Source organism: Enterococcus sp. BWT-B8, from assembly GCF_020567625.1.
Classification (GTDB): Bacteria; Bacillota; Bacilli; order Lactobacillales; family Enterococcaceae; genus Enterococcus_L.
Window position 1 is genome coordinate 86270 of the sequence record NZ_JAJDJV010000012.1, and the last position, 12780, is coordinate 99049.

Consider the following 12780-nt stretch of genomic DNA (forward strand, 5'->3'; position numbering starts at 1 on the left):
TTTGTTTTATATAATGAATGTTAAAGCATGACGATAAGAAACTGGAAATCCTTTATGTGAAGTCAATCTATTTAACGGTGGCATTTTAAAATAGTGACTGAAGAATTAGAAGTAAGGAGCGGAAGACAATGCGACTGGATAAGTTTTTGGCAGATACCGGATGGGGAAGCCGTAAAGAAGTAAAAAAACTGTTGAAACAGGGAGTCATCACCGTGAATGACTTAGTAAAAAAGGATGGTAAAACGCAAGTTGACGAGAATAGCGATCGAGTTGCGTACGCTGGGGAAATACTTCATTATCAGAAATATTTTTATTATATGCTTCATAAGCCTCAGGGTGTGATTTCTGCAACAGAAGATAAGTATGATGAAACAGTGCTTGATTTACTGTCAGATGAGGATTTTCGTGAAGATCTTTTCCCGGTCGGCAGGCTGGACAAAGACACAGAAGGGTTGTTGGTTCTGACAAATGACGGGCAGCTGGCTCATCGTCTGCTTTCTCCAAAGAAGCATGTAGACAAGGAATACTTTGCACGAATTTCGGGGGTTGTAACAGAAGAGGATATTCAGCTGTTCAAAGAGGGCTTTGCGTTGAAGAACGGTGAAACAGTAAAAAGCAGCCAGCTGTTCATTGATTCTATAGATGATTCTGAAAAGCTTTCAGAGATTCGTTTGGTCATTCAGGAAGGAAAATTTCATCAGGTAAAAAGAATGTTTGAAGCAGTGGATAAAAAGGTTGTTTATCTCAAGAGGCTGCGCATGGGTGCACTATATTTAGATGAAGCATTGGCATTGGGCGAATATCGTCCGCTAACAGAGAATGAATTGATCCTGTTGGAAACTAGGGTGTGTCTGAAAAGGTAGCAGCATTCGAATTTTTCAGTGATTTTTATTGAAATCAAGGAAGAAAACACAGGTTATGTGGTTCATAAGCGAGTATTTATGACGAGGCGTTCGATAAAAATCATCAAACTATTCGCCGCTTGAGTTTTTAGACATGTCCTAGAGTTAAATAGTAGAAAAGAAGCGGCTGAAAGGACACTGAATGGGTTCTGCAGCCGCTTTTTCTATTCAATTTATTTTTCTTCAAATTGTTTCATGTAAATCGGCAGCTGCTCGGATATGCTGGTTGGCAGTACGACATACTGGGTTTTACTGAGGTCTTCTCCAATTAGGCTGTGAAGGTAGACTGCTGCGCAAAGGGCTTCTTCTTTCGCTGGGAATTGAGCAATGAAGCCAGTGATTATTCCTGCTAGTGTATCTCCCATGCCGCCGGTTGCCATTGCTGCTGTACCGATGGGGGTCTTATAAATAGTTTTGGAAGTGTAAATTTTGGTACAGTGACTTTTCAGCACGACCGAAGCCTTCAGCATTTCTCTGGCAGTTTGATTTGCTTTGTCCGTTTGCTGTTTAAGAGGTAAACCGCTTAATGCCTCCCATTCTCTCTGATGCGGAGTAAATATGGTTTGTTCTGGATTGTTTAACGGATAATCTTTCTCTGCGAACAAAGTGATTGCTGAGCCGTCAATAATCAGCCATTGCTTGTCTGTCTGACTTTCCAGTACATGGATCAGAAGATGCTGACTGATAAGACCTAACCCCAGTCCCGGTCCAATCAAAATGACATCCGCTGATTTTAGAACCCTGTCAATCAATTCTGTATCCAGCCAGTCAACAGCCATTGCTTCGGGGAGTCTGGCATGAAGCGGTGCGTGGTTCTTCCTGTCAGTTATGACTGTGACCAGCCCTGTCCCGGCGTAAATGGCTGCCTGCGCACTCATGATAATGGCGCCGCCGTACTGCTCGTTTCCGCCGATCAGAACCGCTCGTCCAAAGGTTCCTTTATGACTGTTTTCTGGACGTTTTGTAATCACTTTCTTTAAATTGTTTACAGATAATGTTTTCACGATTGTTCCTCCTCTCAATTCCTCAATCAGCTTTGAGATTCCGCATTTTTATTTATTTGATTTGTCAAATTAAGCTAGACAATTGTTCATCATTTAGGTAACTCAAAAATACTTCTAATGGTGTCTGATAGTTTAATGATTTTCTTGGTATGTGATTTCTTTTGGAGGCAACGGCTGAAATAAAGGCTAAGTCAACTTGATTAAAATCCATCGTTTTAGGAAGCCCATCTTTGCGCAATAAGCCGTTAGAATGCTTATTCAATCCACGTTGTGACGGTGTTCCAGAATCTGCAAAATAGATCGAACTATCCTTGTTATTACTCATATCTTTCCAATTTGAGAACTCTTTTCCACAATCAAAGGTAATGGATTTAAATAAGTTCTTGGGAATATTTTGTAACTATTTAGTGGTTGCTTTTTCGATATCTACTACTTTGCGATCGTCTGGTTTCAGCGTAATAATCACTTTTGACAGGCACTCAACCAGCGTGATGACGGTACTTTTATAATGAACGCCAACAATTGTGTCGCCGTCCAAATGACCAAATTCCCGGTTAAATTCAGGATAGTCAGTAATTCTTTCTGAAATAGTACGTTTAAACGCTTGCTTTCCACGACGCTCGTTGTACCCTTTGGGTTTTCTTTTTCCCTTCATTGGTAATTTTGCACAATCAAATTGATTGGCTTTGAACTTACGATAGAGTGTCCTGACAGAGCATGAAATAGGAAACGCTGCTCGACCGATAATCACATCTGGGATCCAACCAGCAACCATGGTTTGAATGTACTTCTGTTGATCTGCGGCTAAAATAATTGGACGTCTCCCACAACGTGCTTTATTTTCTTTATATTGAATGTTTACAGCGTTATTTACTCAGTATTATTATTTTTAGAAAATAATAATACTAGTAGAGCACCTAAAATCGTCGCTGTTACAGCTATTATAAATGATTTTATAAAATCTCCATTTTCAACAAATATATAAACTCCTGCTAATATGATAATAAAATATAATAAATAACGTATTCCTTTTTTCCGCATAATAATTAAGCAACTCCCGACGATAAAAATTTAAAGTATAGTTAATTTTACTATATTTGCTTTAAAATGCATAGACTTGGGTTGTTTTCATAGTATAAGTCTTTGAACCTAACTTAGATTTACTCTTTCCTTTAACTCTGTAAGTAGTTACAACTTTCTTATTTTCATAATTTCCAAGTCGCAATCCTGTATTTTTATCTACGCGACTGGGCCCTAATTCTCTAAAAGAGTATTTTACTTCAATTTTATTATGATTGGTGACTATCTTTTGTGGGATCAAAAAATTGAAGTAAATTATATGCCGGATTCCTAAGTGAGAACCGAAACATTCAAGTTAGAGCTATTGATTGTTGCACGAAATTTGATATTTATTATAGATGTTCCTACCTTTCTTTTTAAATAGTAGGTTGCCTGTTTTGAATGGTCAATTCGCAAAGATTTACGAGTAAATGAACCGGAGATAACAGTAGCGCTTGCGTTTTTTGTTGAAGTAATTGAGTTATTTTTTACAATCACCTGATAACTGGCTTTCCAGGAGCCCTTCCTTGCTGTTGAAACGGTATAAGTACCATTTCCCAACGCTCGAAAAAGAGAGGGCTCTTTTTCTATAGTAATAATTAGCGTTTCTCCTTTTTCCGTGACAATGCTGGAAATCTGCTTTTGTGTGTTGTATAGCGAATAGGTAACCGATTTTTGATCTTTTTCAGCATGGGAAACTGAGCTGTTACCAACAATGCAAAAAAATACTGAAACGCCTAAAATTAACACTTTTTTCACTATTATCACTCCTCGTTCTTTATAATTTAACAGTACAAAAGAAGGGATATAAAGGAAAGCACCGTTCTGTTTACAGTGTGTCAACGCATAGTTGCTTATCAGTATTGGCAAGAATATTAGGGGAGATGTAGATTCTTAAAAACGAGTGTTTTTAAGATGAATGATTCTACTTTATTAGCATACATGCACACTAGTTGTTTACTAAAGTATAGGAAAAATTTTCAGCCAGATGCTTTTTATCTGAAGGAGATCTGGATGTTAAATTAAAGGGTAAAAAATGAGGCTTTGGGTTAGAGAAAATTCAAGAACTATCTCTATATAAGGTTTTTGTTTTTATGCATTATAGAAAATGTAACCTGATTAACAGGAAAATAGATGTTCTTAAAATTAATTAAAGATTGACTTATGTAATTTTTTTGGTACTTAAAGATAAAAGAAATCGTTTTCTTGCTTTGGAGTATTCTTGAGAAATGACTTTTTTATGAAAACGTGTATTTTGTTAAAAATATTGGATGTTGTTGCGACTGGGAAAATTGATCAGTATTTGATGAAAGTATCTGTTTAACGTGAGGAGGAAAGTAAAGAAAGTCCGTTTATTTTAGAGGTTTGCAACAGAATCAAAATTTGTTCCTTTGAGAGAGAGATACAGAAATATTCTAGAAGGGGGGCGCCAATTGATTTTATAAAAGATAGATCGATCCTGAATTTTGTGTGAACATCTAAGTTCATATGAATTTCAAATGATGGAAATTATGATGTAGGGGAGAGGAATGATTTGAAAAAGTTCAACCGAATTTTAATTAGCCTAGTTGCTGCTATTTTATTGAGTGCAGCAGGTGAAGTTACGTCCATAAATGTACTATTTAGGGAACCTGGAAAGAAGGTTCTTTACTTGGCCGGCTTCTTCAAAAATATGATGATGGGGATCGTAGCATTATTTTAACGACAGCTGCTAACTCTTCAGTTGACCAGATACACAATAGAATGCCGGTGATCCTAGAAAAAAATCAGATTGATTCCTGGTTAAGTGATGAAGGGTTTGCTGAAGATTATCTAAAAGAACAAATGCCGGACTTGGTTAGTACAGCCGGTTGATCCTGTGATATAATAATAGGGCAGAAAAGTTTATGACGGTGGTGGCTTCTTCCTGAAAGGTGGTGGTGCTTATGTATGTAAGTACTGAAATCTATGAAAGGAGAAAGCTATTTTGTCAGCATTAGAGACAATTCAGTTATTATTAAGCTTTAGCATGTTTGTTATTGCTTTAGTAAAACTGATTGTTGACTTGCATAAAAACGACAAAAAAAACAACCGTCGATAAACTTGGCAGTTTATGGTTGTCTTAACAACTAAGAATTCTAGCGATTGCTGTCTTAAACAGTGATCTGCTGTTAAAGGGGATATGTTAGCGCATATCTCCTTTTTCATTGACATTATAGCATAATTTATTAACTGAAACTACTTTTTTATTATCGAAAGAAGTGAAAGTATTGAGAGCGACAGATCTGTTAACTATTTTACAAGTTGACTTCAGCTATTTGGATATCTCAGAAGTATTTCTGGAGTTTGATAATCAATTTTTCCATGCAGCAATCATTCTAAAAGTAAAATAAGCATTTTGCTGTGAAGTAATATGTGTTATTATTAATGTCTAAGAAATATTTATAGAATGGAAGGGATTTATATGAAAAAGTCTGGTTTGTTTTTTGGAGTAGTGGTTAGTTTTATATGTTTTATGCCGGATTCAGCTTTAGCTGAGGCAACTGATGATACTTTACAAGAGGAAATTATTGAAAGAGAGATAGAAGTTATTGATCCGTCAACTTATACTCATGAAATTCCTTCATTGACTAATATCGGAGAGACACAAGTTGTAATTGATATTGATAAATGGGAAGAAGAGATAAAGAAGGAGTATTCTGCTGATAGTGATGTTCCGGAAGAGGATATTAGTATCTTATCCCTAGAAGAGTACAATAACGGAACACTACCAGAACAAGTTGAAAATCGAAGTTTAGAAGATCTTATAAGTGTCAACGAACAAAACAAAAAGCTGACTCGCGGTTCAGCGTATACTGGACCAAACTTAGTAAATAATTCCATTGCAAAAATATATGTGTTCTTTGATGATGGGAGTGGTAATCTGATTATGGGGGAAGCCAGTGGATTTAAAGCTTCCAATGCGAAAGTTGGGACAGCTGGACACGTAGTTTATGATAAAGAAAGCGGCCTTGGTTGGGCAAAAATGGCGACAGTAAATTTTGGCTTTTATAATGATCCTAGGATTGGTTGGATTGCTTCTTCGATCTATACAGTCAGTAAAATGAATACAAATCAAGATTGGCTTAACGCAAGTAGCCATTCTCAAGGAATCAGATCTGATTTCGGTTCTTTATATGTTACAAAAACATCCGGTACAATACCGTCTAATTTAAACATGTTAGCAACGCCACCAAGTAGTTTGAGTGGTGCTGTATCATGGGGATTCAGTTATCAATCAAGATATTTAACTCGTTCTGTTGTCGATGTTAAGACAAGTGTTATTAGGAGTGATTGGTTTGACTGGGTATATGGAGATCCTAATGGTATTATGTATGAGTCAATGAGTGGTGGTCCATTATTGAATTCTGCCGGACAAGTAATAGGAATTAATTCTTCTTCTATGAACGATGTTAATCAAACTGTTGTATATCCCAAAATTAATTCTAGTTCGTACAACTTGATAATGAAGTAACTAAAAACAATAGACAAGCTTTCGTGAAGATAGTTTGTCTATTGTTTCCTATTCTTAGAAACTTGAAAAATGCGGCACTCAGATTCAAATTTACCTTTTTTTAGATTGTACAGTATATGTTTATTGGATCAGTTTTAGGAATTCGTTCTTTATAAAATTTATAGTGTAATCTATAATTTTCATTTTTGTCTAGATAACTAATGTCAATTTTTGTCTTAGAAGAATAAGAAGTATTTGCCGGAATATCAATGGTTAATCCTAGAGACGATTTACCTGTATAGTTATTATGTGCTGTTACCCATTTTTTATTTTCCAGTATTTCAACAGTATAATTATTAGGATCGAATTGAATCGTGTAGTCCGAATTGTTGGTAATTACAGGCAAAATTGTATTTTCGTCCTGAATTTCATAAGCTAGTTTAATTTCGTTTGTATCGTTTTCATTTACTAATTTCTTTTTTAAAGATTGGTCTTGTTGTTTTGTACAACCGGAAATTATACAAGTTAGGAAGATGAGTAAGATAAAGGATTTTTTTTTCATATCCACCTGGCCTCTCAGTAGTATGGTGTTCTTCAAGTGAAGTATACCATAATAATTGTTTTCTGTATGTTTAAATTTAGTAAGGTTCATTGATACTATTCTGATGACCAGATACACAATAGAATTTTGATTAGTACTGCAGTTTGAGACTATGCTATAATAAACAACTTCCATAAAACAAGTTTTAATAATAAAATTTGAACTCAGTGAATATGATCTTTTACAAATACAAAAGAAGACTTGTAAAATCCATAAGTCTTTTTTTTGCCGAGTAGTCTATGTTTTGCTTGTATTTTTCCAATGCTTAGTAAAATGATTTTCTGCACCATTATCCTTAAAGCATTTTTTCATCATAGTCTTTATATCTTCTGGACTTTTCCCATTCAAATCAGCTTCTAAATCTGGGAAATAATGGGAATTTGTATTAAATAGGTTCTTAGCATCTTTATTGTCTTTATAGAAGTCTTCTTTTCCATTAAAAATAATGAAAGTCTCTATAATTCTTCTAATAGGGTTTAGCATCATTTCCGGTTTGTCTTCTGTATATAAAAAGACAAGTTCATGCCACAATGCCTCATAGTTGGTTTTAAAATCTTGCTGCTTATTTTCAATTTTACTAATTTTTGTTTGAGTATTACATCGTTGGAGTTTATAAAAATTATTCTCTTCAAAAGCGTTCTTTCCATCTCTTCTATTTTTTATGTCAAACGAACAATTAAGATAGAAAAAAATATTGTGTGTTAGTAGAATAAATTTATCAGAATTCGATTTTTTATCGCATTTTTTAATTATTTTCTGAAGTTCATCAATTATCAAATACTGCATAGTATCATCATTTGACGTCATAGGGTCATCAAAAATAATAACTCTATCAGCATCTCTAGGAGTGTCTGGAACTTCTTCAAGTTTCTCGATGAAATACAAAAAAGCGATAATATTCTTTTCTCCTGTCGACAATTCTGTGATAGGTCTAGTCTCTCCGTAAGGGTCCTGAATTTCGTAGAACTCTTGATTTTCAACTTTTTTTCTAACTAGTTCAAATGAAACTAAATATCTCAGCCTATCATTTATATTATTTGCTAACTTCTCTGTATTTTTGGTTTTTTTCTTTAGTCGTGTAATATCATCATTTATTGAGTCAATTTTCTTTTTCTCGATCTTGATTTTTGATACCTCATCGTCAAAATCATTTTGTGCTTCTTCTTGTTTTTTAATTAATTCTTCAAGTCTAACTAACTCAGAATCTAATTTGTATTCATCAACTATTCTATTTACTTCATGTAGTCTTAAGGCTTGCATCGCTTCTTTTTGTTTTAACTCTAGATTATCGGCGAACTCATTATTTAACTTAATCAAACTATTGTACTCAGAAGCAATATCATCAAATGTTTTAGGGATAGCTAAACTTAATGCCTCATCTTCTTTAAATAAATTTTTATCTTTCTCATTGAGTGCTATTACGAGGTCATCTAGAAAAGAAACTTGAGATTCAACCAAACTCTTAGCATCTTCTCTTATACTTTCTGCTTTTTCAAAAAAATCAGGGTAAAAATCTTCACTTTTTATTGTCATGGATAAAAGAGATTTTTTTAGAACATCAATTTTATCTCTTCCGTTTGAAATTCTTTTTTTTAAAAGTTCTACTTCGTCAGCAGAAAAGTACCTTTTTAATAAATCCATTCTCTCTGAGGTGATTAAATTACCACAAAAGGAACATTCTTCTCCTGGTTTATGGATATGCATACCACTTTGAGCAAAATTAGTTTTCTTAGAATTATTATCTAATTCTCTCAAAACAATTTTGCTTTCTACTTTTGCTAAAAGTATTTCATTTACCGACTCTTGGTATTTTGAAAAATTAATCGCAGGGAAACTAATAGCTTTTGCTGTCTTTTTATTAGACCCTAAAATCTTTCTGTTCTTTTCTAGTTCATCCTTTTCGAGAAACTTAGAAATTCCTATCTCTTTTTTGAAAGAGTTCTTTCTATACGTGCGAGCGTTTTCAACTAGTTGGCTATTTTTAGATATCATGGTCGCAGAGTTAGTGTAGAATGTTTCAATCGTTCTCTCTTTATCTACTTTTTCTTTTTTACTTTTTTCAAGTTTTGAATATGTGTTTTCTTTACTTTTGTCTTCAGGCTCATTAATTTCTTTCGACATTTTTTCTATCTCAAGTGAAATAGTCTCTTTTTCATATTCTTTAGCAGTAATTTGTTGATTTATGGAAGTGTTCTCCTCACCTAATATCACAGCATTCAACCTATTATCTTCGCCGATTATAGAATCAAACCCTTGAAACGTATGAATATCCAGATTATTTTCAAATTGTTCTTTTACAAGATAAGTAATTGTTGATTTTCCGGTCCCATTTTTTCCAAAAACAAAATTAACTTTCTTGTCAAAAACAATTTCATTACTGGAAAACACATTAGTTTTATTAAAGTTTAACTTCATAGATAATCCCCATTTCTGCTTCTCCAAAAAGCCTTAGTCTGTCTTTCTGACAATTTTCATTTCTCCAATTACTATTTCTTTCTTAATTAATTATATCAAATAGTAAACAATATCACTAGCTAGACTATTGATTTAAAAAGTAATGTAGATATTTTAAAATCACTTCAATAAGGCATCTATATAAGTCTGTAGTTTTGAGGACTACAGGATTTTTATCTATATCTTCTTTTACCCATTCCCGCCATTCCGTTTTACCATATATATGTAATACAAAATAATATATATGGAGGTTTCCAATATGGAAAAACAGCAGAAAAAGAAAGTAAAGGAACTGGAGAAATTAGAAAAGGTAAAAATCGGCTACGCTCGTGTTTCATCTCAGGACGATCGGCAAAAATTAGGTTTGGAAGTTCAGACGGAAGCACTAAAGAATTGCGATATTATTTTCAGTGAGAAACAGTCTGGAGATAACGACAACCGCCCCGAACTGACAAATGCTATATCCCTTGTTAAACAACTAGCTAAGCAGAACAAACTTGTTACGCTACAGATTTACAAGCTAGACCGCCTCACTCGTAAAATGCTGGGTTCTGTTGCAAAGTTCTAAAATGAATATATTTTCCTTACGTTGATCCGGATCTTAAACTGGCATTTCCAATAAACCATTGATTTCTATGCAGACTGAAAAGCCGAAGAGAGTTCCCTCTTTTCGGCTTTTCTTGTAGATTCCGCGAATGGCTTCCATGCCCTTAATCTTGATGTAAGTTTCATCCATTTTCTGCGAATAAAAGGACTGTTTCTTTTTCCTTTTCCAGAGCTGGTATAATAGCTTACCATATTCCTGTACCCACCGATAAATCGTTGTGTGACTAACATGAATCCCACGATCATAAAGGATTTCTTGGACTTCTCGATAACTGAGGTTGTAACGAAGGTAGTAGCCAACGGCTACAATAATCACGTCTCTTTGAAATTGTTTTCCTTTAAAATGATTCCTGACTATTCCTCCGGCTATCTTTTGTACCTAGTGTAACCTAAAATCAGCTTATGGAAAACTTTACAACAGAACCGTTTAGCTGTCTAGCTTAATTTTACTATCGGCGTTATCATAACAGAATAGTCGAGATTCTTTGAATAGAAAAGTATTTCTCTTTTTTATTTTTCCTATAGTTAGTGGTATGATGGGAAAGAAGAATAATTTATGGGAGTGAAGAAACGGATGACAATCAACTGGCAAAAAGAAGTGGAAGATCGCAAAGAAGATCTCCTTGAAGATTTAAAAAACCTGTTGCGTATCAACAGTGAACGGGAAGATGATAAAGCAACAAAAGAAGCCCCGTTTGGACCAGGACCGAAAGCTGCATTGGAACACATGCTGTCCTATGGTGAACGTGATGGATTTACTGTTAAAAATGTTGATAACTATGCCGGTCATATTGAATATGGCGAAGGAACTGAAACATTAGGTGTCTTTGGACATATGGATGTAGTTCCTGCCGGTGATGGCTGGGATACGGACCCTTATGAGCCGGTAATTAAAGATGGAAAAATCTTTGCACGCGGTTCAAGCGATGATAAAGGACCAAGCATAGCTGCGTATTACGGCTTAAAAATCATTAAAGAGCTGGGCTTGCCGTTATCTAAGAAAATCCGTTTTGTTGTGGGTAGTGATGAAGAAAGCGGCTGGGCAGATATGGATTATTACTTCCAGCACGAAGAAGCGCCTGATTTCGGTTTTTCACCAGATGCTGAGTTTCCGATCATTAATGGAGAAAAAGGAAATGTGACAATTTTCGCTCAGTTTAAAGGAACAAACGGCGGGACATTTGAACTGCAGAGATTCCATTCCGGACTGAGAGTCAATATGGTTCCGGGAACAGCAGAAGCGATCTTTACAATTCCATCAGACTTGTCAACAGAAGCGTTCATTCTTTCCTTTAATGCTTTTCTTGCTGATTTACCGGTAGAAGGAGAAATCAGCATTGAGGATAATATTGTGACATTGAAAATTACTGGTAAAGGTGCACATGGTGCCAGCCCACAGTCAGGAATTAATGCAGCCACATTCTTAGCAGACTTTATCAAGGACTATGATTTTGGCGGAGCTGCCAAAGCCTTCATCCACACAGCTGCTTTTATTCACGAAGATTTTTATGGAGAAAATCTGGGTGTTGCTTATGAAGATGAAAAGATGGGACGTTTAACAATGAATGCCGGCTTATTCAACTTTAATAAGGATGCTGAAGAAGGAAATTTGATCAGCCTGAACTTCCGCTACCCTAAAGGAATAACTGCAGATGAGCTGGAAGCTGGTGTTCGTCGGGCAATCGGCGGTCTGGAAACCGTGATTATTCAGGACGAGCGCAACCAGAAACCGCATTATGTTCCTACGGATGATCCATTGGTTAAAACTTTGCTGCAGGTTTATGAAGACCATACTGGAGAAAAAGGGGAAGAAAAAATTATCGGCGGCGGTACATACGGACGTTTGCTGAAACGTGGTGTTGCCTATGGTGCGATGTTCCCCGGTTATGTAGACACGATGCATCAGGCGAATGAATTTATGGAGCTGGATGATCTATTCCGGGCAGCGGTGATCTATGCGGATGCTATTTATCGTTTGGCGAAGTAAAGACTGTTTAAAATCATGTTTATTCAGTCTATATCCTAGATTCAAGGGGTGTCTTTGGCAAAAGGGCAGTTGAAAAACTGAATAAAAATGATGTTGAATCGGGAACTTGGCGGGATATAACTACTAAATATAGTAGAAAATTCCGCCAGTTTTTTTACCCAATTTCTTTGTTAGTTGATAGTCTAGCTTCCATAATATCAATTACATTTGAAGTTGTTTCGTCTTTAATATGTGTGTAATACTCTGTCATAGTAATGTTCTTATATCCGAGACAACTTGCGGTGTGTTCTGCTGCTACACCAGCAATTATTGCTTGAGTAGCAAAGTTGTGTCTCATTACGTGAGGTATTACTTTAATGTTTGTTTCTGTAGAGACTAATTGAAAGTAACGGTTTAATTGAGACATGTTGAAGGGAAAAGTTGAAGCGACTTGTACGGTTGTCTATAAAGACAATGATACACAGTTGATCCATGAAATGTTTTATGAATTGACCCTTGAAACAATTGAAGATAATAAATCTTCGATTAAGGAGCTAAGGTGATGAAAAAAAGCATTTTTTTATTTTTGCAGCTCTTCTTCTCTCTGGTTGTTCTTCAAATAATAAGAATGATCAAACTGATAAAATCAGAGAACAGGAAAGACAAATTGAATGTTTGACTTCTGAAAAAAGAGAGCTTGAAATGTTGCTTGAAAG

General features: G+C 35.2%; 12 protein-coding genes and 2 pseudogenes. 7 read left to right on the plus strand and 7 right to left on the minus strand.

The window, feature by feature from the left end:
• Positions 1-128 precede the first annotated feature (128 nt).
• Complete coding sequence (locus LI951_RS11715) at positions 129-863, plus strand: pseudouridine synthase (protein WP_229442292.1); 735 nt, start codon at positions 129-131, stop codon at positions 861-863.
• Between the two features lie 212 nt (positions 864-1075).
• Here the strand turns inward: LI951_RS11715 and LI951_RS11720 are convergent, their stop codons facing one another.
• From LI951_RS11720 to LI951_RS11730, 3 genes and pseudogenes are all read right to left on the minus strand, one after another.
• Positions 1076-1906: an NAD(P)H-hydrate dehydratase gene (locus LI951_RS11720; protein WP_229442293.1), complete on the minus strand. Its 831-nt coding sequence runs from the start codon at positions 1904-1906 to the stop codon at positions 1076-1078.
• Between the two features lie 64 nt (positions 1907-1970).
• Positions 1971-2759: pseudogene (locus LI951_RS11725) on the minus strand (IS30 family transposase); the annotation flags it as partial.
• Between the two features lie 497 nt (positions 2760-3256).
• Positions 3257-3724 carry a DUF5626 family protein gene (locus tag LI951_RS11730; RefSeq protein ID WP_229442294.1) on the minus strand — a complete coding sequence of 156 codons (468 nt, stop codon included), beginning with the start codon at positions 3722-3724 and terminating at the stop codon, positions 3257-3259.
• 775 nt (positions 3725-4499) lie between these two features.
• Here LI951_RS11730 and LI951_RS11735 point away from each other — a divergent pair.
• From LI951_RS11735 to LI951_RS11750, 4 genes are all read left to right on the plus strand, one after another.
• On the plus strand, positions 4500-4667 hold the full coding sequence (locus tag LI951_RS11735; RefSeq protein ID WP_202066413.1) for a hypothetical protein: 168 nt from the start codon (positions 4500-4502) through the stop codon (positions 4665-4667).
• A 41-nt stretch (positions 4668-4708) separates the two neighbouring features.
• A complete protein-coding gene (locus LI951_RS15140; RefSeq protein WP_236671792.1) occupies positions 4709-4819 on the plus strand; it encodes a hypothetical protein in 111 nt (36 codons plus the stop codon).
• Between the two features lie 154 nt (positions 4820-4973).
• On the plus strand, positions 4974-5045 hold the full coding sequence (locus tag LI951_RS11745; protein WP_229442314.1) for a hypothetical protein: 72 nt from the start codon (positions 4974-4976) through the stop codon (positions 5043-5045).
• A gap of 363 nt (positions 5046-5408) precedes the next feature.
• Complete coding sequence (locus LI951_RS11750; protein WP_229442295.1) at positions 5409-6458, plus strand: trypsin-like serine peptidase; 1050 nt, start codon at positions 5409-5411, stop codon at positions 6456-6458.
• Between the two features lie 100 nt (positions 6459-6558).
• On the opposite strand, the gene LI951_RS11755 is transcribed toward LI951_RS11750, so the two are convergent.
• Both LI951_RS11755 and LI951_RS11760 read right to left on the minus strand, forming a co-directional pair.
• Positions 6559-6999, minus strand: coding sequence for a hypothetical protein (locus LI951_RS11755; protein ID WP_202066417.1), 441 nt, complete (start codon positions 6997-6999; stop codon positions 6559-6561).
• Positions 7000-7275: 276 nt separating this feature from the next.
• Positions 7276-9453 carry an AAA family ATPase gene (locus tag LI951_RS11760; RefSeq protein ID WP_202066423.1) on the minus strand — a complete coding sequence of 726 codons (2178 nt, stop codon included), beginning with the start codon at positions 9451-9453 and terminating at the stop codon, positions 7276-7278.
• Between the two features lie 298 nt (positions 9454-9751).
• Between LI951_RS11760 and LI951_RS11765 the strand changes: the two genes are divergently transcribed.
• A complete protein-coding gene (locus LI951_RS11765; protein WP_229442296.1) occupies positions 9752-10060 on the plus strand; it encodes a recombinase family protein in 309 nt (102 codons plus the stop codon).
• 138 nt (positions 10061-10198) lie between these two features.
• Here LI951_RS11765 and LI951_RS11770 read toward each other — a convergent pair.
• Positions 10199-10456, minus strand: a pseudogene (locus LI951_RS11770) (IS6 family transposase); the annotation flags it as partial.
• Positions 10457-10672: 216 nt separating this feature from the next.
• On the opposite strand from LI951_RS11770, the gene pepV reads away from it, so the two are divergent.
• Positions 10673-12085, plus strand: coding sequence for a dipeptidase PepV (gene pepV / locus LI951_RS11775; protein WP_202066706.1), 1413 nt, complete (start codon positions 10673-10675; stop codon positions 12083-12085).
• 154 nt (positions 12086-12239) lie between these two features.
• Here pepV and LI951_RS15425 read toward each other — a convergent pair whose 3' ends face one another.
• Complete coding sequence (locus LI951_RS15425; RefSeq protein WP_420705936.1) at positions 12240-12491, minus strand: tyrosine-type recombinase/integrase; 252 nt, start codon at positions 12489-12491, stop codon at positions 12240-12242.
• Between the last annotated feature and the right edge of the window lie 289 nt (positions 12492-12780).